The organism is Bradyrhizobium sp. 4 (genome assembly GCF_023100905.1).
Taxonomy (GTDB): Bacteria; Pseudomonadota; Alphaproteobacteria; order Rhizobiales; family Xanthobacteraceae; genus Bradyrhizobium.
In genome coordinates this window covers 7,190,515-7,209,666 of the sequence record NZ_CP064686.1, presented here as the reverse complement: position 1 = coordinate 7,209,666, position 19,152 = coordinate 7,190,515, and the positions used below count along the sequence as shown (strand labels likewise).

The following is a 19,152-nucleotide window of genomic DNA, read 5'->3' as shown; positions in this document are numbered from 1 at the left end:
GCCCGGTCAAGCCGGGCGATGACAGTTTGCGTGTGGTGAGCCCTACGCCGCCACCACCGCCGGGATCGGCAGCGCGGTGACCGACTTGATCTTCTCCATCGCGAAGCGCGAGGTGACGTTCTTGAGCGGCACGGCGCTGATCAGCTTTTTGTAGAACACGTCATAGGCCTGCATGTCCGCGACGACGACGCGCAGCATGTAGTCGACGTCGCCGGCCATGCGATAGAACTCCATCACCTCGGGCATGGCGCTGACGGCTTCGGCGAACTTCTTGAGCCAGGCGTCGGAATGGTCGGAGCTCTCGACCGACACGAACACGGAGATGCCGAGCCCGATCTTGTTCTGGTCGACCAGCGCCACCCGCTTGGTGATCACGCCGTCGGCCTCCAGGCGCTGGATGCGCTTCCAGCAGGGGGTCGAGGACAGGCCGACGCGGTCGCCGATCTCGGCGACGGAGAGGGAGGCATCATCCTGCAGCACCATCAGAATCTTACGGTCGATGGCGTCGAGGCGGCGGCTGGTCTCGGGGAGCGGGACGGCGAGATCGGTCATTTGAAGAACTTTGTTCCATATCGAGGGTCGATTTCCCTGATATAGAGAAAATCTTTCTATAGCAAGTCTATAATCTCGGCGCCCGCTCAAGCGTCGCCGCCGGCGACATGTTCAAAAACTCTTCGACTTCAATACGTTGCGGAGCGGCGAGGCCACCGCCGTGGCGGGTGCATTTCAGCGCCGCGGCGGCCGCGGCGAATTGCAGCGCCTGCCGCACGCCGCCGCCTTCGGCAAGGCGAAGCGTGAAGGCGCCATGGAAGACGTCGCCGGCGCCGAGCGTATCGACGGCCTGAACCGGGAAGGCCGGCGTCTGCTCCAGTTCGCCGCTCTCGTTCAGCCAGATCGTGCCGCGCGGGCCGCGGGTCGCGGCGAGGAAGGCGGGCGTGAGCGCGGCCAGGCGCTGCAACGCCTCGCCGTCGTCGGCGATGCCGGCGGTCTCCTGCACCTGTTCGCTGGCGAACAGCAGGTGCGAGGCGGCCGTGAGCAGGCCGTCCTGCAACGACATCGCGCGATCGACGCCGACGATGACGGCAATGCCGCGCCGGCGTGCCTCAGTGCAGAGATCCGTGCAGAACGATGCGCAGCGGCTCTCGACGAGGACCGCCTGACAATCGGCGAGCAGCTTGTCGGCGTCGGGCAGCTCGACTGTCCAAAGGGCCGGATCGCGATAGATCGTGAGCGTTCGCTCGCCCGTCGCGTCAATGATGATGGCAGAGACGGGCGTGGTCGCATCAGGTATGCGCACGATATGGCTTGTGTCGATGTTTTCGGATCGCATGCGCTCGAGAATGAAGTCGCTCGACGTCTCCTGCGCATCGCCCATCGGACCTGCGAACGAGACGCGGCCGCCGAGCCGCGCGATGGCGATCGCGGCATTGAGCGCGTTGCCGCCGCAGATCTCCGCGAGATGGCTGGCATTCGCCTTGCTGCCGCGCGCGGGCACGGCCTCGACACGAAAGGTCAGGTCGCGCACGGGAATGCCGATGCAGAGGATGCGCGGCGCGATCACGGAGTGCGCCATCGGCGGTCAGCTCTTGTCGTGCACCCAGCGGCCGAGCAGGTGATGCGCAATCGCAAACGGGTGCGGGCCGGCCAGCCCGTCGGGATGCGTTCGCGTCAGCATCAGAGCGGCCTCCTCACGCGTGAACCAGCGCGCATCCTCCAGCTCGGAGTGATCGACGACGATGTCCTCGCTCACGGCCCGCGCGCTGCAGCCGATCATCAGCGACGACGGATAGGGCCAGGGCTGGGTCATATAATATTGTACGTCGGTGCAGCGAATCCCGGATTCTTCGAGGATCTCGCGGCGCACCGCGTCCTCGATGGTTTCGGCCGCCTCGACGAAGCCGGCGAGGCACGAATACATCCCCGGCGGAAACTGCTTCTGGCGGCCGAGCAGGCATTTGTCCCCGGCGGCGACGTGCATGATCACGACGGGGTCGGTGCGGGGGAAATGCTCGGCCTTGCAACTCGGGCACTCCCGCTTCCAGCCGCCTTCCTTCATCCCGGTACGCGTGCCGCAATTGGCGCAATAGCCGTGGCGCTGATGCCAGCTCACCATCGACTTCGCCATCGCGATCGCCGACAGCTCCTGCGGCGGCACCGCGCCCTGCATCGCCATGCCGCGCAGCTCACTGAGGGCGTAGTCTTCGCGCCCGATCAGCTTCTCGGACGCAGCCTGCGACAGGCCCATCCCGAACATCGCGGCGCCGTCGCGTAAGCCTAAGAAGATTGTGCCGGGATTGGCGCCGCATTTCAGCGCCTCGTCGATTCCGAGCAGCGCGCGCACTTTTTCGCCCTCGCGCTTCACCAGCAGCGAGTCGCGGTAGACCACATAGGCGCGCGAGGCCGGCTTCTGCTCCAGCGCGAACAGCTTTTCGTCATCGCGGCGCAGATGCGCGGCACGGTCGAGAATGTTGGTGACGAAGGCCGGCTGCCCCAGCGGAAACGAGTCGAATGCTGACATGTCTTGTTCTTTCAACCCAACCAGATCTTGCGGCGAAGCGCGCTGATGAAAGTCTGCACCTCTGTGGCGTCGTGCGCCAAGGGCTGCATTACGCCCCAGACCGGCCGCGGCCAGGCGGCATCACTGGTGCGGCGCGCGATAATGTGGACGTGAAGCTGCGGCACGAGGTTGCCGAGTGCCGCGATGTTGAGCTTGTCGCATTGGGTGATCTCCTTCAGCGCCCGCGAGACGCGGGAGATCTCCGTCATCAACTGCGCCTGCTGCACTTCGTCGAGATCAATGATCTCGACCGCATCCGCGCGTCGCGGCACCAGCAGCAGCCAGGGATAATGCGCGTCCTTGATGACCAATACCTTGGACAGCGGCAAATCGCCGATGTCGATGGTGTCCTCTTTCAGGCGGGAGTGCAGCGACCAGGCGGGTTCGGACATGAAGGTTTCCGGATGGCCCATTGGGAATCGGGCATGGCGGGGCGGAACCCCTGAATATTTGCTCCGACCATACGATACGGAGTTTGATTGGGGAAGGATGAGCCTCCGCAGGGGCCGCATGCACCGTTGTCGTCCCGGCGAAGGCCGAGACCCATACCGCGAGGTCTATGGTTTGCGGTTGGTGCTGATCCCGAACGACCAATCTTCGCAAAACATCCCCCTGTGGCTATGGGTCCCGGCCTTCGCCGGGACGACAGCGAATGTGTGGCGACGTCTTACCCCTCCGCAAGCACCCGCGCATTGGCGCGGACCGAGGCTTCGCTGACGCGAATGCCGAGGCCGGGGCCGTCCGGCACCACGACGTGGCCGCCGCGATTGGCGACGCGCTCTTCCAGCACGTCCTCGGTCAGCACGTGGTGCGGCATGTAGAATTCGCAGCCGAGCGAGATTCCCGGCGTCGCCGCGATCAGCTGCGTCCCGGCGGCGAGCCCGATGCCGCCCTCCCACAGCGTGCCGCCATAGCCCGGCAGGCCGGCGATGTCGGCGATCGCCATGATCGCCTGCGCCTCGAACAGGCCGCCGGCCTTCATCAGCTTGACCGAGACGGCATCTGCAGCCTCGCGGCGCACCACCTCCATCATGTCGCGGCGGTCGAAACAGCTTTCGTCCGCGAGCACGGGCGTCTCAAGCGCCGCGGTGAGCTGCGCCATCACGTCGAGAAATTTGCGCGGCACCGGCTGCTCGATGAAAGTCGGCGCAAACTGCTCGACGTCGCGCAGGATCTTGATGGCGCCGAACGGCGCTAAGGCCTGGTTGTAATCGACCCGCAGATCGACCTTGTCGCCGAACTCGTTACGGATCGCCGCGAGGTGATCGAGATCCTCGCGGTGCGGCTTCACGCCGGTCTTGACCTTGTAGATGACGTTGCCGTCCGGAACCATCTTCCGCATGCGTTCGAGATCGGCGGCGAAATCGGGATCGGCGATCGAGAACGACAGCGGGATCGCGTCGCGCACGCGGCCGCCGAGCAGGTCGGCGACCGATAGTCCCGACGACTTGCCGACGATGTCGAGCAGCGCCATTTCGATCGCGACCTTGGCTTCGGCATGTCCGACCAGCGCGCGATCGAGCTCGGCCATCAGCGCGCGGATGCGACGCACCGGTTTGCCGAGCACGATTGGCCGCAAATAGATGTCGAGCGCGGAGAAGGCCGCTTCCGGCGTTCCCGTGAACACTTCCCACGGTGCCGCCTCGCCCCAGCCGATCACGCCGTCGCTCGACGTCAGTTCGAGCAGCACGCGCTTCACCGTGCCCTTGACATTGCCGACGCCTTGCAGGCGCGCCATCTTGATCGGGCTTTCGATCAGGAACAGCCTGATGCGTTCGACGGTTGCTTCGGTCATGTCAGGCCTCCATTGACGTGCCAGACTTGGCCGGTGACGTAGGATGCTTTCGGGGAGGCCAGGAAAGCGATGATCTCGGCGACCTCTTCCGGCCGCCCGCGGCGACCCATCGGGATCAGCGCCTCGGTCGCGGCGATCTGCTCAGGTGACAGCCGGCTTTCGCTGGGTCTGTCCTTGACGATGAGGCCCGGCGCGACGGCGTTGACGGTGATGCCCTCCTTGGCGAGTTCGACTGCGGTGAGGCGCACCAGCGCTTCGAGCGCGGCGCGGCTCGCGGCCGTCGCTGCGAAGGGCGCGAACTCCGGCCGGATCGCGTGCGCAACGAACGACGACACTGCCACTATCCGCGAATCCTGCCCCGCACGGAGCAGCGGGAGCGCCGCGTCCACCAACCGTGTGAACGCCAGCGCCGATTCGTCCATCGCCTTGCGGAACTGATCCGTCGGCGTACCGATCGCGCTGCCGCGGCGGGCATGGCCGCCGACCAGGATCAATCCATCGAGTCGGCCGAAGGCGCTTTGTGTAGCGGCGACGGCGTCGGTGACCGCGGCCTCCTCGGCGAGGTCGCCGAGGCATTTCGCGACGATCGCGCCTTGCGCTTCGGCTTCCGCCGCGGTGGCGTCGAGGCCGGCTGCGTTGGAGCGCGTGTGCAGCAGCAGCGCGGTGCCGGGCCCCGCGAGCAGTTTTGCAGTGGCGCGGCCGATGCCGCTGGCGGCGCCGGTGATGAGATAGACGCGATTGATTTCGGACATCACGATGCTGCGTTGGCCGGCGGCAATGCGCCGGTTCGGTGGAAATGGCTGAGGAAGGCGCGCGTCGCGGCTTCCTGCGGATGATCGATGACCTGCCGCGCCGGTCCTTCCTCGACCACGACGCCGTCGCGCATGAAGATCAGACGGTCGGCGACTTCGCGGGCAAAGGCGATCTCGTGGGTCACGATCACCATGGTCATGCCCTCCGACGCCAGCTGCTGAATCACGGCGAGCACCTCGCCGACAAGCTCGGGATCGAGCGCGGAGGTGGCCTCGTCGAACAGCATCACGTCCGGCTCCATCGCGAGCGCCCGCGCAATCGCGACGCGCTGCTTCTGTCCGCCGGAGAGCGTTGCCGGATACTGGTCGGCCTTCTCTGCAAGGCCCACTTTCGCGAGTTGGGCCCGCGCCAGCTTCTCCGCGTCAGCCCTCACCATGCGCCGCACGGTGACCGGTCCCTCCATCACGTTCTGGAGCGTCGTCATGTGCGGGAACAGATTGAAATGCTGAAACACCATGCCGGTGGTGGCGCGGAATTTGGCCTGCGTCTTCACGTCAGGCAGCTTTGTGCCTTCTCCGAAAGCAAAGCGCGTGTCGCCGACGCGAACGCTGCCGCCGTCGGGCGCCACCAGGAGGTTGATGCAGCGGAGCAGCGTCGACTTGCCGGAGCCGGACGGGCCGATCAGCGCCACGACACCGCCCTTGGCGACGTCCAGGCTGATGCTCTTCAAAACCTCGTTGCTGCCAAAGCTTTTGCGCAAGCCACGGATCTCGATCTTGGAGGTGTTCTTGGAAGCGTCCTTGGAAGTCTCGCTCATTCGCCGACCGCCAGTCGCTTCTCGCCGCGCCGGACCATGATGGTCAGGGGAATCAGTATGGCCGCATACGCGACCGCGACGGCGGTGTAGGTTTCCAGCGGACGGTAGCTGTCATGGGCGGCGACCTGGCTCTGATAGACCAGATCAGGCACCGCCAGCACCGAGACCAGCGAGGTGTTCTTGAACTGGATGATCGACTGGTTCATCAGCGCCGGGATCATGCGCTTGATCGCCTGCGGCAGCACGATGCGCCGCATGCTCTGTCCCGGCGTCATGCCGAGCGCGGCGCCGGCTTCGGACTGGCCGCGGTCGATCGAAATGATGCCGCCGCGGATGATCTCCGAATAGAACGAGCCGCCATAGAGCGACAGCGCGAGCGCCGAGGCGGTGATCGGCGTCATCTCGACACCGGCCAGGATCGGCAGCGCGTAATAGAACCAGATCAGCTGCACCAGGATCGGCGTGCAGCGGAACGCCTCGATGAAGGTGAGCGCGATCAGGCGCACCGCGCGAAAGCGCGACAGGGTGCCGAACGCGCCGAACAGGCCGAAGACGAGCCCGAGCACCACGATGACCAATGTGAAGCCGACGGTGACGCCGAGCCCGTTGAGAAAGAGCCAGCGATAGCTCCAGAGGATGCCGAAGTCCCACTGATACATGCGTGTGTCACTCGTCGTACGGCTTGACCGCCGGCATTGTCGTTCCGGGGCGATGCAGAAGCATCGAACCCGGAACCTCGAGATTCCGGGTTCGCCCTTCGGGCGCCCGGAATGACAGTGGAAGACTACAACGACACGCCCGGCGGGATGTCCGCCTCGGTCACGCCCACCAGCTCCATGTTGGTGATGATCGCGTTGCGGATGAAGCCGAGGCCCTTGTTGAAGTCGATCCAGGTGTTGACGTAGTCGCGCCAGGTCTTGTCGGTCTCGCGGCGGAAGCCGGCGTTCGAGGTGGTGGCGAAGATTGGCGTCGGCAGCACGAACTGGCCGAGCGAGGGATTCTTCTTCAGCACGGTCAGCGACAGCATGGTGATCAGGCACTGCGCGTCGACGCGGCCGGTCTGCAGCGCGGCGGTGGCGTCGTCGGCGGTCTTCAGCCGCGAGATCTGCGCCTTCGGCGTCAGGCGGCTGACGACCTGGTCGTGCGAGGAGCCCTGGTCGACCGCGATCTTGACGTCGGGCGAGTTCAACTCGGCCCAGCTGTTCGGCTTGAAGTCCTTCTTGCAGAGGATGCCGAAGGCGTTGTTGAAGACCGGCACCGAGAAGTCGACCACCAGCGCGCGCTTCGGGGTCGGGTTGAGGCCGAAGAAGATGTCGATCTTGTTGGACTGCAGGTCGAGCACCGAATTGCCCCAAGTGGTCTCGGTGATGTCGAGCTCGGCCTCCATGTCCTCGGCAAGCGCCTTGGCGATGTCGACGTAAAATCCCTTCCACTGGCCGGTCGAAAGATCCTTCATGTAATAGGGTGCGCCGCCGCCGACCGCGCCGATCCGCATCTTCTTGGTGCGGCGGATGCGGGCGAAGGTCGATTCGTTGGTATCGGCGGTCTGCCCCACGGCCGGGGAGGCCAGCGTCGCCGCGCCAATCGCGCCAAGTCCGACAATCGATGCAACATCACGACGTGTAACCATTGGGATCAATCGCTTTTCTGTTGGAAGAAGTTCCGGCAGCGTTCTTACCAAGGCGCCTCCGGCAGTGAAAGCACAGCCTATCGGCTGGGCAGGCCGGGAATTGCCCGGATGCTGGGCAAACCATCATGAAGCGGAGCCCGTTCAAGCCGATACCCGCTTGCTTTCCGGTCCTTTTGGCCCCAAATAGGGATCGGGAGATTGGCGGTGGACGAGCCACTCGCCAACCGGGTCAGGTCCGGAAGGAAGCAGCCCTAACGAGGTCCGGATCGGGTCGCTCGTCAGTCTCCTACCTGTTTTTCCGAGCGAATTGCGCCGGCGGCTCGGGCCGCCAGCGCGCTCCTTTCCGCAAAAGCCGGCCGAAAGACACTTCATTGCGGATCGACCGATGACCGACGCTGGCGCCCCTCCCAACTCTGACAGCGCCGGCCAGGCCAGCACGCCCTACCGGGTGCTGGCGCGGAAATACCGTCCCTCCAGCTTCGACGATCTGATCGGCCAGGAGGCCGTGGTCCGCACCGTCTCCAATGCGTTCGAGACCGGCCGCATTCCGCAGGCCTGGATTCTCACCGGCGTCCGCGGGGTCGGCAAGACCACCACGGCGCGCATCCTAGCCCGTGCGCTCAACTACGAGATGCCGGATGGCTCGGTGAAGGGCCCGACGGTCCAGATGCCGACGCTCGGCGTGCATTGCCAGGCGATCATGGAAAGCCGGCACATGGACGTGCTGGAGATGGACGCGGCCTCGCATACCGGCGTCGACGACGTCCGTCAGATCAATGACAGCGTCCGCTACGCGCCGGCCAGCGCCCGCTACAAGGTCTACATCATCGACGAAGTCCATATGCTGTCGACGGCGGCGTTCAACGCCTTCCTGAAGACGCTGGAGGAACCGCCGGAGCACGCCAAGTTCGTGTTCGCCACGACGGAGATCCGCAAGGTTCCGGTGACCGTGCTGTCGCGCTGCCAGCGTTTTGACCTGCGCCGCGTCGAGGCCGACGTACTGATGAAGCATCTCGCCAACATCGCGGCCAGGGAAAACGTCGAGATCGAGCCTGAAGCGCTCGGCATCATCGCGCGCGCCGCGGAAGGCTCGGTGCGGGATTCGCTCTCGCTGCTCGATCAGGCCATCGCGCATGCCGCGGGCACCGTGAAGGCCGATGCCGTCAGGCAGATGCTGGGGCTCGCCGACCGCACCCGTGTCATCGATCTTTTCGATTCTCTGGCGCGTGGCGACATCGCGTCCGCGTTCAGGGAGTTCCGCGACCAGTACGACGTCGGCGCCGATCCGATCGTGGTGCTCTCGGATCTCGCCGAGTTCGTCAATTTCGTCACCCGCGTGAAGATCGTGCCGGCGACCGCCGACAACGTCGCCTATGGCGAGACCGAGCGCGTGCGCGCGCGGGATTTCGCCTCGAAGATCTCGATGCGCGTGCTGTCGCGGATGTGGCAGATGCTGCTCAAGGGCATCACCGAGGTGCAGGCCGCGACGCGGCCCGCGGCAGCCGCCGAGATGGTGCTGGTGCGCATTGCCTATGTCGCCGACCTGCCGACGCCGGACGAAGCGATCAAGATGCTGGAGCAGAACGGCGGCGGTTCGCCGGTCGTGAGCGGCGGCAGTGCCGCGCGCAACGCGCCGGCGGGGCCGGTGGCGTCCGCAGCGCCAGTTCGCATGCCGACATCCTCACCGTCCTCGTTCGGCGGCGGCGGTGCCCGTCCGCAGATGGCAACGCCCGCGCCGGATCCGCAAGCTGCCGCGCCCGTGTTGCGCGTCACGAGCTTCACCCAGCTCGTTGCGCTGGCCGGGCAGAAGCGCGACCTCCTCACCAAGGGCGCGCTCGAAGGCGACATGCGCCTCGTTCGTTTCGAGGAGGGCCGGCTGGAAGTTGCGCTCGAGCCCAACGCCTCCAAGACCATGATTTCCGATCTCGCGCGCAAATTCGAGCTTTGGACCGGGCGCCGTTGGACCGTGATCGTCTCCAACGAGCCGGGCCAGCCGACGCTGCGCTCGGTGAGCCAGGCGGCCAAGCAGGAACATGCGCGCACCGCCGAGGCCGATCCGCGCGTGCGCGAGGTGCTGTCGCGTTTTCCGGGTGCGAAGGTCGTCGAGGTCCGCAGGCTTGCCCCCGAGGCGCCGGAATCCGATATTAACGCCGACTACGGCAGTGACGATCCGCCCGACGGTTCCGACGGCGACGATCTCTAGAGCCAATTTTCCAAGGACAGCACCGATGGTCGATATTTTCGGCATGATGAAGCAGGCGCAGCAGCTGCAATCCAAGATGCAGGAGATGCAGGACCAGCTCGCCAACGTCGAGGTCGAGGGCATCTCCGGCGGCGGTCTCGTCGCTGTGCGCATGACCGCGAAGATGGACGTCAAGGGCGTCAAGATCGATCCTTCGCTGATGAAGGCGGAAGAGCGCGAAGTGCTCGAGGATCTGCTTGTCACCGCGTTCGGCGAGGCCCGCCGCAAGGCGGAAGCCGCCATGCAGGAGAAGATGCAGTCGCTCACCGGGGGGCTCGGCCTGCCGCCGGGGCTGTCGGGGCTGTTCGGCCAGTAGGATGGGCGCTGTTGCGGGTCCTGAAATCGAGCGGCTAGTCCAGCTTCTCGCGCGGCTGCCGGGCCTCGGCCCGCGCTCGGCGCGGCGCGCGGCGCTGCATCTGATCAAGAAGCGCGAAGCGCTGATGATGCCGCTGTCCTCGGCCATGCAGGTCGCGCTCGAGAAGGTCCAGGTCTGCAAGACCTGCGGCAACATCGACACGCAAAGTCCCTGCACGGTCTGCACCGATCCGAGGCGCGATCCCTCGATCATCGTCGTCGTCGCCGACGTTGCCGATCTCTGGGCGCTGGAGCGGGCCAATGCCACTCAAGGGCGCTATCACGTGCTGGGCGCGACATTGTCGCCGCTCGACGGCGTCGGCCCGCAGGACCTCACCATCGAGGCGCTGGTCGCGCGCGCGCATGAGGCGCAGGTGCATGAGGTCATCCTGGCGCTGAATGCCACCGTCGACGGCCAGACCACGGCACACTACATCACCGACCTGCTTCAGGACGCCAACGTAAAAGTAACCCGGCTCGCCCATGGTGTGCCGGTCGGCGGCGAGCTTGATTATCTCGATGAAGGTACGCTATCGGCCGCGATGCGGCAGCGTACCCTGTTCTAGACATCCAGACTTACGGAACGGACGATATGACGAAACTTTTCGCCACACGATGGGCTTTGGTTGCGACGATGGCGATGCTGGCGACGCCGGCTATCTCCGCGCAGCAGGACGACGGGGCTCCGCCGCCGTCGAAGCCCGGCAAGCCGATCAATGCCGGCGAGGTGCTCTCGGGCGAGCTGAACACGATGAAAGTGCGCGACGTCAAGAACGTCGGCAAGCGGGTTGCGACCTACCAGATCACCTCCGAGCCGCGCCGGCTGCCGCCACCGAACGGGTTGTGCAATCTCGAGACCGGCCCCGAAACCTTCCAGCTCGTTCCCAGCGGCGATGCGCAGGCCGCACAGCTGAAGACGTTCGCCGGCAAGGAGATCTCGGTCAAGGTCGACGAAGTCGCCTGCGCCAGCGACCCCGGCCAGATGAGCGAGGCCGTGATCACGAAGTGGAGCCTGATCAAGAAGCAGTAGAGGCGATTCGCTCTGCTCTCTCCGTCGTCATTGCGAGGAGCACTTGCGACGAAGCAATCCAGACCGCCTCCGCGGCGGCAGTCTGGATTGCTTCGCTTCGCTCGCAATGACGAAGGTGAGAGAGCCGGTCTAAACCCTCATCGGCCCCAGCGCATCAAAATGCCCGCGCTTCTGCAGCCAGGCCAGCAGCACCAGGCTTGGGATCGCCACCAGCATGCAGATCACGAAGAACAGCGGCCAGCCAGTCGTATCAGCCACGAAGCCGGCGCCTGACGAGAGATAGGTCCGCCCCACCGCGGCAAGAGCGGTGAGCAGCGCATATTGCGTCGCCGTGTGCAGCGGGTTCTGGCAGAGCGCCGAAAGATAGGCGACGAAGATCACCGTGCCGATGGCGCTGGTGAAGTTCTCACAAGTGATGGCGAAGGCGAGCGCCCATTGGCTGGTGCCGACGAAGGCCAGCCAGGAGAAGGAGAGGTTCGCGAGCGCCTGCACCACGCCGCCGATCCAGAGGCTGGTTGCGAGCGAATAGCGCCGGGCGACGAAGCCGCCGGCAAAGCCGCCGATCAGCGTCGCCGCGAGGCCCACGCCCTTCACGATCGCCGCATAGTCGTTGCGGGAGAAGCCGAGGTCGATCACGAACGGCGCGGTCATCGTGCCGGAGAAGGCGTCGGTGAACTTGAACAGCACGACGAAGGCGAGTGCCGCAAGCGCGTCCTTGCGCGTCAGGAATTCCGAGAAGGCTCCGACCGCCGCGTGCAGCACGCGCGCGAACGCGGTTTGCGTCTGCGTCGCGGCTTCTGCCCGCACCGACTGCTCGGGCTCAGTCGCGACCAGCGCCGTGATCGTCCCGATCAGCACCATCGCCGCCATCACCACATAGCCCCACATCCAGGCGGACGTGCGGGTGATGCCGGTGCTCTCGAAGCCCGAGACGATGAACAGCGCGCCGGCGGTCGAGACCAGCATGCCGATGCGATAGGCCGCGACATAGGACGCCATGCCGGCAGCCTGCTCGCTTTCCGGCAGGCTCTCGACGCGGAAGGCATCGACCACGATGTCCTGCGTCGACGAGGCCGTCGCCACCAGCAACGCGCCGAGCGCGACGTAGAACGGCGAGCGCGCGGGATCGGTCAGCGCCAGCAGCAGGATGGCGACGATCAGCAGCAATTGCGAGAACAGCAGCCAGCCGCGCCGCCGCCCGAACGCGCGCGTGAACAGCGGCACATGCATCGCATCCACCAGCGGCGCCCACAGGAATTTCAGCGTGTAGGGCGTGCCGACCAACGCAAACAGCCCGATGGTCTTGAGATCGACGCCGGATTCCCGCATCCACACCAGCAGCGTCGAGCCCGACAGCGCCAACGGCAGCCCGGACGAGAAGCCGAGGAACAGCACGATCAGCACCCTCGGCTGCAGGTAAACGGCAAGGCTGTCACGCCAGGAGGTGGGGGCCGTGCCGGGGCCGGCAGTCGAGGTCGCGTCGGGTGCGGTCATGGGGTGGTGTTAGCAGATTCTGGCGGCCACAAGTGAGGTGTCGCTCCTGCCAGCCAAAGAGGAGGTGTCGTCGCCCCCTCCGCTGTCATCGTCCGCGAAGGCGGACGATCCAGTACCCACCAGCATTTCGGTTCAATCGCGGCCGCCGCGGCGTACTGGATGCCCCGCCTTCGCGGGGCATGACGGACTCATGGTGGGCCGGCTATCCCGGGATAAAGGTCGTTCCATTTCGGATTGCTCTTCTCAATCAATCGAACCTTCCAGGCCCTGTTCCACTTTTTCAGCCGCTTCTCCCTTTTGATAGCATTCTCGGGATCGTCGAACTGCTCGAAATAGACGAGCCTTGCGACATCGTACTTCTCCGTAAAGCTCTCGATGACCTTGGACTTATGTTCCGCCACGCGACGAATGAGATCATTGGTCACGCCGATGTACAGCGTTCCGCCGATTTTGCTGGCGAGGATGTAAACGTAGTAGTGGCGTGTGCCCAACTGCTACCTCTCCCTCCGCTGTCATCGTCCGCGAAGGCGGACGATCCAGTAATCACCAGCGTCCCGGTTCAATCATGACTGCCGCGGCGTACTGGATGCCCCGCCTTCGCGGGGCATGACAGTGTGCCACAATCTCACTCCCCCGCCTGGAGCTTCCGCGGGAACAGTTCGGCAGCGCCGGTCGCTACGAGATGCGGCGCTTCCGGCGCATCGCTCTTGCTGAAATCGAGCTCCTCGATGCGCCCGGCGCGTTTCTCGATCTTGTCGGCGGAGATCAGCACCTGCCGCACGTCCTCGTTGGCGTCGGCAAAATGCTTCTGGAGCTTCAGCACGCGATCGCGCAGGCGGCCGAGGTCGTCGCCGAGCTTGATCACCTCGGTGCGGATCTGGTCGGCGGCGTCGCGCATGCGCGCGTCCTTCATGATCTGCTGCATCACCTGGATCGCCAGCATCAAAAGCGACGGCGACACCAGCACGACACGGGCGCGATACGCCTTCTGGATGACGTCGTCGAAACCGTCGTGGATCTCGGCGTAGACCGATTCCGACGGCACGAACATCAGCGCCATGTCCTGGGTCTCGCCGGCGACGAGATATTTCTCGGCGATGTCGCTGACATGCTTCATGACATCGCCGCGCAGCCGCTGCGTGGCGATGCGCTTCTCCTCGTCGGTGCGCGCGTCATGCAGCGCGGTCATCGCTTCCAGCGGAAACTTCGCGTCGATGCAGAGTGGCCGCTGGTCGGGCAGGAATACGACGCAGTCCGGACGCTTGCCGGTCGAGAGCGTGAACTGGAACTCGTAGGCGCCCTTCGGCAGACCATCCTGGACGATCGCTTCCATCCGCGCCTGACCGAAGGCGCCGCGCGACTGCTTGTTGGCGAGCACATCGCGCAGGGTCGTCACCTGCGTGGTGAGGTCGGTGAGGTTCTTGTGCGCGCTATCGATGATGCCGAGCCGCTCGTGCAGCGCGCGCAGGCTCTCCATGGTGTTGCGGGTGGTGTGCTCCATGGACTGGCCGACGCGGTGGGTCACCGAATCCAGCCGCTCGTTGACCGCGCGTGCCATGTCGGCCTGGCGGCCGGCCAGCGTCTGGGTCATGGCGTCGACCCGCCCCGAAGCCTCGCTCTGGGCATGCAGCATCTGGCTGATGCGCTCCTCGAGTTCGTCGGCGCGGATGGCGTTGGCCATCGCGAGTTCCGCCCCGCGCCGCCCGGAGCGCGCGATCACGACGGCGATCACCACCATCAGGATGAGGACCAGGGCACCGAAGCCGATCAGCGCGTCCACGGTGCGCACCGGCCAGTCGCCGAGCATGAAAATGATCTCGTTCATGCCCCTGCTTCTAGCCGATTCGCTCGGCCGCACGAACGAATAGCGAACATTTAGGGTAAATGCCCCGTTAAATTTTATGGTTAACGAAACCTGAAGTTTTATGGTTAGCGGAGGGTTAACGGGGTTCCGGGCCGGATTGACCGCATCGGGCGCGCGGCTTAAATCGCGGCCATGGCCCTCAGAGAAATCATCATCCTGCCCGACAAGCAGCTGCGTCTGGTCTCCAAGCCGATCGAGAAGGTCACGCCGGAGATCCGCAAGCTTGCCGACGACATGTTCGAGACCATGTACGACGCGCCCGGGATCGGGCTCGCGGCGATCCAGGTCGCGCGGCCGTTGCGGCTGATCACCATGGACCTCGCCAAGCCCGACCAGGACGGCGAGACCAAGCCCGAGCCGCGCGTCTTCATCAATCCGGAAATCATCGCCTCCTCCGAGGACCTGTCTGTCTATGAGGAAGGCTGCCTGTCGATCCCCGAATATTACGAGGAGGTCGAGCGTCCCGCGAAGGTGCGGGTGCGCTACATCGATCTGGACGGCAAGGTGCACGAGGAGGACGCCGAAGGCCTCTACGCCACCTGCATCCAGCACGAGATCGACCATCTCAACGGCGTCCTGTTCGTCGACTATCTGTCCAAGCTCAAGCGCGACCGCGTGATCAAGAAGTTCGAGAAAGCCGCCAAGCGCGCGGAGTGAGCCGGGTTCTCTCTCGTCCTCATGGCCGGGCTTGACCCGGCCATCCACGCCTTGCTTGCTTTGTCGCCAAGACCGTGGATGCCCGGGACAAGCCCGGGCATGACGGAGAAACAAGCCTTACCGAGCGCCGCCACATGCCCCTCCGCCTGATCTTCATGGGCACGCCCGATTTCTCCGTGCCGACGCTGCTCGAGCTCGTCGCGCACGGCCACGAGATCGTGGCCGTGTATACGCGCGCGCCCAAGCCCGGCGGCCGGCGCGGCCTGCAATTGCAGCCGACCCCGGTGGAAGAGGCCGCGCGAAAGCTTGGCGTGCCCGTGCTGACGCCGAAGACGTTGAAAACGCCGGAGGCGCTGGAAGAATTCCGCGCCTTCGACGCCGATGCCGCCGTCGTCGTCGCCTATGGCATGATCCTGCCGCAGGCGATCCTCGATGCGCCAAAGCTCGGCTGCTACAATCTGCACGCCTCGCTGCTGCCACGCTGGCGCGGTGCAGCTCCCATCAACCGCGCGATCATGGCCGGCGATGCCGAGAGCGGCGTGATGGTGATGAAGATGGATGTTGGCCTCGACACCGGCGACGTCGCCATGGCCGAGCGTCTCGCGATCACGGACACCATGACGGCGCTCGATCTGCACGATCGTCTGTCCCGGCTTGGTGCGGACCTGATGGTGCGCGCCATGGCCGCGCTCGACCGCGGCGGGCTCCAGCTCAAAAAGCAGAGCGAGGACGGCGTCACCTATGCCGCCAAGATCGACAAAGCCGAAGCGCGGATCGACTGGACCAGGCCCGCGCGGGAGGTGCTGCGTCATATCCACGGACTGTCGCCGTTTCCCGGCGCCTGGGCCGAGCTTGAGAATGCGCGGGTCAAGATCCTGCGTTGCGAGCTGGCGAAAGGCGCGGGCGCACCCGGCGAGGTGCTCGACGATCACCTCACCATCGCCTGCGGCGACGGTGCAATCCGTCTGATCGAGCTCCAGCGCGAAGGCAAGGCGCGCATGCAGGCCGCGGATTTCCTGCGCGGCGTACCGTTGAAGCCGCCGATGCGGCTGGCCTGATGCCCCGCTACAAGCTCATCATCGAATATGACGGCGCACCGTTCTTCGGCTGGCAGGTGCAGGAGACGCTGCCCTCGGTGCAAGGCGCGCTGGAAGCGGCGGTGAAGGCGATGACCGGCGCGGATGCGCGCGTGCACGGCGCCGGGCGCACCGATGCCGGTGTGCATGCGCGTGGCCAGGTCGCGCATGTCGATATCGACAAGCAGTTTCCGCCGGGCCGTTTTCGCGACGGCTTGAATGCGCATTTGCGCCCGCATCCGATCGCCGTGCTCGAGGCCGACATCGTACCTGATAGTTTCGAAGCGCGCTTCTCGGCCGTGAAGCGCCACTACCGCTACCGCATCGTCAACACCCGTGCCAATCTCGCGCTCGATGCCGGCCACGCCTGGCGCGTGCCGCGCCGGCTCGATGCCGATGCGATGCATGCGGCGGCACAGCGCCTGCTCGGCAAGCACGATTTCACCACCTTCCGCGACACCGAGTGTCAGGCCAAATCGCCGGAGAAGACGCTCGATCAGCTCGACGTGCTGCGCGACGGGCGCGAGATCGTTATTCTCACTTCGGCGCGCTCGTTCCTGCACAGCCAGGTGCGCTCCATGGTGGGGTCGCTGATGTGGGTCGGTGAAGGCCGCTGGACCGCCGACGATCTCTCCGCAGCGCTCGCCGCGCGCAACCGCGCCGCCTGCGGCATCGTCGCCCCGCCGGACGGGCTGTATCTGATGCAGGTAGATTATTAGAGCGCGAGGCTAGAAACTCTCGCCACGCCCACCACTGTCATTCCCCGCGAAGGCGGGGAATCCAGTACGCCGCGGCCCCTCGGATCAATCACTGCTGTCTCGAATTAGTGGATCGCCCGGTCAAGGCGGGCGATGACAGCGGAGTTTGGGCAGGCAATCGCGCCCTACCCAAAATACCTCGCCAAAATCCCGCGATACACCTTGGTCAGCTGCTCCAGATCCTGAACCGGCACACGTTCGTCGACCTGGTGCATGGTCTGGCCGACCAGGCCGAATTCGATCACCGGGCAATAGCTCGAGATGAAGCGCGCATCCGAGGTGCCGCCTGAGGTCGACAGCTCCGGCTTGCGGCCCGTCACCTCCTCGATCGCGGACACCGCGAGTTCGGTGAACGGTCCGGGCTTGGTCACGAATACGTTCGAGTTCGAGGGCTCCCAGACGATGCGGGCGCGAATGCGGTTGCCGCAGGCTTTGGTCAGCCGCGTCTCGACCAGCTCGCGCAGGCTCGCCTGGGTGTGGTTGTCGTTGTAGCGGATGTTGAATTTTGCGCGGGCTTGTCCCGGGATGACGTTGTTGGCGGTGTTGCCGACGTCGACCGAGGTGAATTCGAGATTGGAGGCCTGGAACTGCGCGCTGCCATGGTCGAGCGGCTCGTCCGAGATGGCCACGATCAGCCGCGAGATATCAGGCACCGGATTGGCGGCGCGGTGCGGATAGGCGACGTGGCCCTGCACGCCGTCGACATACAGCGTGCCGGATTGCGAGCCGCGGCGGCCGACCTTGATAGTGTCGCCGAGCGTCTCGACATTGGAGGGCTCGCCCAGCACGCAATGGTCGAACTTCTCGCCGCGCTCCGCCGCCCACTTCAGCAGCTTGATGGTACCGTTGATGGAGACGTCTTCCTCGTCGCCGGTGATCAGGAACGAGATCGAACCCGAGCCCGATTTTTGGCCGTCGCTGCGCGGCTTGCCGTCGTTCGCGGCGAGATGCCCCAGCACCGCGGCGACCGAGCAGGCGATGCCGCCCTTCATATCGACCGCGCCGCGGCCATGCAGAAAGCCGTCTTTCACCTCGCCCGAGAACGCGCCGACGCTCCAGGCGCTCTCGTCGCCAGGCGGCACCACGTCGGTGTGGCCGGCAAAGGTGATGTGCGGCCCGTCAGTGCCGATCCGCGCATAGAGGTTGTCGACGTTGGCGGTGCCGGGCTCGCTGAAGGTCACGCGGTGGCATGTGAAGCCTGCCGCATTGAGGGCTTGTTCGAGCACGCCCAGCGCACCGGCATCGGCCGGGGTTACCGAGGGGCAGCGGATGAGATCGCGGGCAATCGAGAGAGCATCGGTCATGCGCCCCGCTTAACATGCATGCCGCCGGGTGGGCTAGCACTGGGCGGGACAAATTCGATCTCGCTCTGCTGGTCCCAGGTTTTCGCCAGCGGCGGGGCGGGCGCCGAGTCATCTTCAACGTCGGCCAACGGATCGGCGCCGAACCGGTTGTCGCCCGAGGTGCCGGGCACAATGAACATTTCCACGAGGCCCCAAAACCACGGAATGTGCACGGCCCAGGCGAGGGCAACAACCCAGTTTGATTCGGTAGGCAGCAGGTCCGAGAACTGGTCGAACAACGCGGGCACGACGAAGAACGAAACCAGCCACCAGCCGCTCCGGTCGCGATCGTGCAGCCGCTTGGTCGCGGTCGCGAGATAGATCCACAGGAATAGCGAGCTTCCGAGCACCTTGAGGATGAGGGTCGCGCGATCGGTCGTTGCCAGCAGACGATAGGCCCTGGGATCGACCACGTTGAAGATGTCGTCGACACCGAAATCGAAGTCGACCTTGAAGTTGAAGGCGAAAGTCGCGGCCCCGTTCAGCACCTTGATGGCCTGGTCGATCATCCCGAGCATGCAGGCCAGCACCATGACGATCAGCAGCGCCTGCCACAGCAAGGCGCGGTTGATGCGGCCGTCGAAGCGGAAGAGATACCAGGTCCAGTCCATGCCAAAGGCTCCGGGCGGGAGAGGTCGCCCGGATGTTGGTCGCGGTGGGGGGAGGGTGGGTTCGACGGAGCTGCCAGACCCGTCATCCTGAGGTGCGAGGCCTGCGGTGCAGAGCACCGCAGGGGGAGCCTCGAAGGATGAGCGGCCACGATTCAGCCGGCAACCGGGCCG

At 65.3% G+C, this 19,152-nt stretch carries 21 protein-coding genes and 1 other RNA gene; 8 read left to right on the top strand and 14 right to left on the bottom strand.

Features of this window, described 5'->3' with window-relative positions:
• Positions 1–42: 42 nt before the first annotated feature.
• The 9 genes from IVB45_RS34615 to IVB45_RS34575 all read right to left on the bottom strand — a co-directional run bounded on the left by IVB45_RS34615 (position 43) and on the right by IVB45_RS34575 (position 7,552).
• Complete coding sequence (locus IVB45_RS34615; protein WP_007604670.1) at positions 43–552, bottom strand: Lrp/AsnC family transcriptional regulator; 510 nt, start codon at positions 550–552, stop codon at positions 43–45.
• A gap of 67 nt (positions 553–619) precedes the next feature.
• Positions 620–1,573 (bottom strand): sugar kinase, encoded by a 954-nt coding sequence (locus IVB45_RS34610; RefSeq protein ID WP_247357669.1) that lies wholly within the window; start codon positions 1,571–1,573, stop codon positions 620–622.
• A gap of 6 nt (positions 1,574–1,579) precedes the next feature.
• The gene (gene nudC / locus IVB45_RS34605) at positions 1,580–2,518 is read right to left on the bottom strand and encodes an NAD(+) diphosphatase (RefSeq protein WP_247357670.1); all 939 of its coding nucleotides are present in this window, start codon (positions 2,516–2,518) and stop codon (positions 1,580–1,582) included.
• Positions 2,519–2,529: 11 nt separating this feature from the next.
• Positions 2,530–2,949: an HIT family protein gene (locus IVB45_RS34600; RefSeq protein ID WP_247285423.1), complete on the bottom strand. Its 420-nt coding sequence runs from the start codon at positions 2,947–2,949 to the stop codon at positions 2,530–2,532.
• Between the two features lie 275 nt (positions 2,950–3,224).
• Positions 3,225–4,352, bottom strand: coding sequence for a muconate cycloisomerase family protein (locus tag IVB45_RS34595; RefSeq protein ID WP_247357671.1), 1,128 nt, complete (start codon positions 4,350–4,352; stop codon positions 3,225–3,227).
• Complete coding sequence (locus IVB45_RS34590) at positions 4,349–5,104, bottom strand: SDR family oxidoreductase (protein WP_027565805.1); 756 nt, start codon at positions 5,102–5,104, stop codon at positions 4,349–4,351. The genes IVB45_RS34595 and IVB45_RS34590 overlap by 4 nt, the downstream gene beginning before the upstream one ends.
• Entirely contained in the window at positions 5,104–5,922 is an 819-nt protein-coding gene (locus IVB45_RS34585) for an amino acid ABC transporter ATP-binding protein (RefSeq protein ID WP_027565804.1), read from the bottom strand. The genes IVB45_RS34590 and IVB45_RS34585 overlap by 1 nt, the downstream gene beginning before the upstream one ends.
• Positions 5,919–6,581: an amino acid ABC transporter permease gene (locus IVB45_RS34580; protein WP_027565803.1), complete on the bottom strand. Its 663-nt coding sequence runs from the start codon at positions 6,579–6,581 to the stop codon at positions 5,919–5,921. Before IVB45_RS34580 ends, IVB45_RS34585 begins: the two co-directional genes overlap by 4 nt.
• A gap of 125 nt (positions 6,582–6,706) precedes the next feature.
• Positions 6,707–7,552, bottom strand: a complete 846-nt coding sequence (locus IVB45_RS34575; RefSeq protein WP_247357672.1) for a transporter substrate-binding domain-containing protein — start codon at positions 7,550–7,552, stop codon at positions 6,707–6,709.
• Between the two features lie 193 nt (positions 7,553–7,745).
• Between IVB45_RS34575 and ffs the strand changes: the two genes are divergently transcribed.
• The 5 genes from ffs to IVB45_RS34550 all read left to right on the top strand — a co-directional run bounded on the left by ffs (position 7,746) and on the right by IVB45_RS34550 (position 11,178).
• Positions 7,746–7,842: signal recognition particle sRNA small type (gene ffs / locus IVB45_RS34570), an RNA gene on the top strand.
• 95 nt (positions 7,843–7,937) lie between these two features.
• The gene (locus IVB45_RS34565; RefSeq protein WP_247357673.1) at positions 7,938–9,755 is read left to right on the top strand and encodes a DNA polymerase III subunit gamma/tau; all 1,818 of its coding nucleotides are present in this window, start codon (positions 7,938–7,940) and stop codon (positions 9,753–9,755) included.
• Positions 9,756–9,780: 25 nt separating this feature from the next.
• Complete coding sequence (locus tag IVB45_RS34560) at positions 9,781–10,110, top strand: YbaB/EbfC family nucleoid-associated protein (protein WP_007597704.1); 330 nt, start codon at positions 9,781–9,783, stop codon at positions 10,108–10,110.
• 1 nt (position 10,111) lies between these two features.
• The gene (gene recR, locus IVB45_RS34555) at positions 10,112–10,714 is read left to right on the top strand and encodes a recombination mediator RecR (RefSeq protein WP_007604678.1); all 603 of its coding nucleotides are present in this window, start codon (positions 10,112–10,114) and stop codon (positions 10,712–10,714) included.
• A gap of 26 nt (positions 10,715–10,740) precedes the next feature.
• A complete protein-coding gene (locus IVB45_RS34550; protein ID WP_027565800.1) occupies positions 10,741–11,178 on the top strand; it encodes a hypothetical protein in 438 nt (145 codons plus the stop codon).
• A gap of 129 nt (positions 11,179–11,307) precedes the next feature.
• Here IVB45_RS34550 and IVB45_RS34545 read toward each other — a convergent pair whose 3' ends face one another.
• The 3 genes from IVB45_RS34545 to rmuC form a co-directional block, all read right to left on the bottom strand.
• Positions 11,308–12,672: an MFS transporter gene (locus IVB45_RS34545; RefSeq protein WP_247357674.1), complete on the bottom strand. Its 1,365-nt coding sequence runs from the start codon at positions 12,670–12,672 to the stop codon at positions 11,308–11,310.
• 188 nt (positions 12,673–12,860) lie between these two features.
• Positions 12,861–13,163 (bottom strand): GIY-YIG nuclease family protein, encoded by a 303-nt coding sequence (locus tag IVB45_RS34540; RefSeq protein WP_247357675.1) that lies wholly within the window; start codon positions 13,161–13,163, stop codon positions 12,861–12,863.
• A 134-nt stretch (positions 13,164–13,297) separates the two neighbouring features.
• On the bottom strand, positions 13,298–14,497 hold the full coding sequence (rmuC, locus tag IVB45_RS34535) for a DNA recombination protein RmuC (RefSeq protein WP_247357676.1): 1,200 nt from the start codon (positions 14,495–14,497) through the stop codon (positions 13,298–13,300).
• 171 nt (positions 14,498–14,668) lie between these two features.
• On the opposite strand from rmuC, the gene def reads away from it, so the two are divergent.
• From def to truA, 3 genes are all read left to right on the top strand, one after another.
• Positions 14,669–15,193, top strand: coding sequence for a peptide deformylase (gene def / locus IVB45_RS34530; protein ID WP_247357677.1), 525 nt, complete (start codon positions 14,669–14,671; stop codon positions 15,191–15,193).
• Between the two features lie 134 nt (positions 15,194–15,327).
• Complete coding sequence (fmt, locus tag IVB45_RS34525; RefSeq protein ID WP_247357678.1) at positions 15,328–16,251, top strand: methionyl-tRNA formyltransferase; 924 nt, start codon at positions 15,328–15,330, stop codon at positions 16,249–16,251.
• Positions 16,251–16,988 (top strand): tRNA pseudouridine(38-40) synthase TruA, encoded by a 738-nt coding sequence (gene truA / locus IVB45_RS34520; protein ID WP_027565794.1) that lies wholly within the window; start codon positions 16,251–16,253, stop codon positions 16,986–16,988. Before fmt ends, truA begins: the two co-directional genes overlap by 1 nt.
• Before the next feature lie 164 nt (positions 16,989–17,152).
• On the opposite strand, the gene dapE is transcribed toward truA, so the two are convergent.
• Both dapE and IVB45_RS34510 read right to left on the bottom strand, forming a co-directional pair.
• Positions 17,153–18,331 (bottom strand): succinyl-diaminopimelate desuccinylase, encoded by a 1,179-nt coding sequence (gene dapE / locus IVB45_RS34515; RefSeq protein WP_247357679.1) that lies wholly within the window; start codon positions 18,329–18,331, stop codon positions 17,153–17,155.
• Entirely contained in the window at positions 18,328–18,981 is a 654-nt protein-coding gene (locus IVB45_RS34510) for a DUF805 domain-containing protein (protein ID WP_247357680.1), read from the bottom strand. Before IVB45_RS34510 ends, dapE begins: the two co-directional genes overlap by 4 nt.
• Positions 18,982–19,152: the final 171 nt, after the last annotated feature.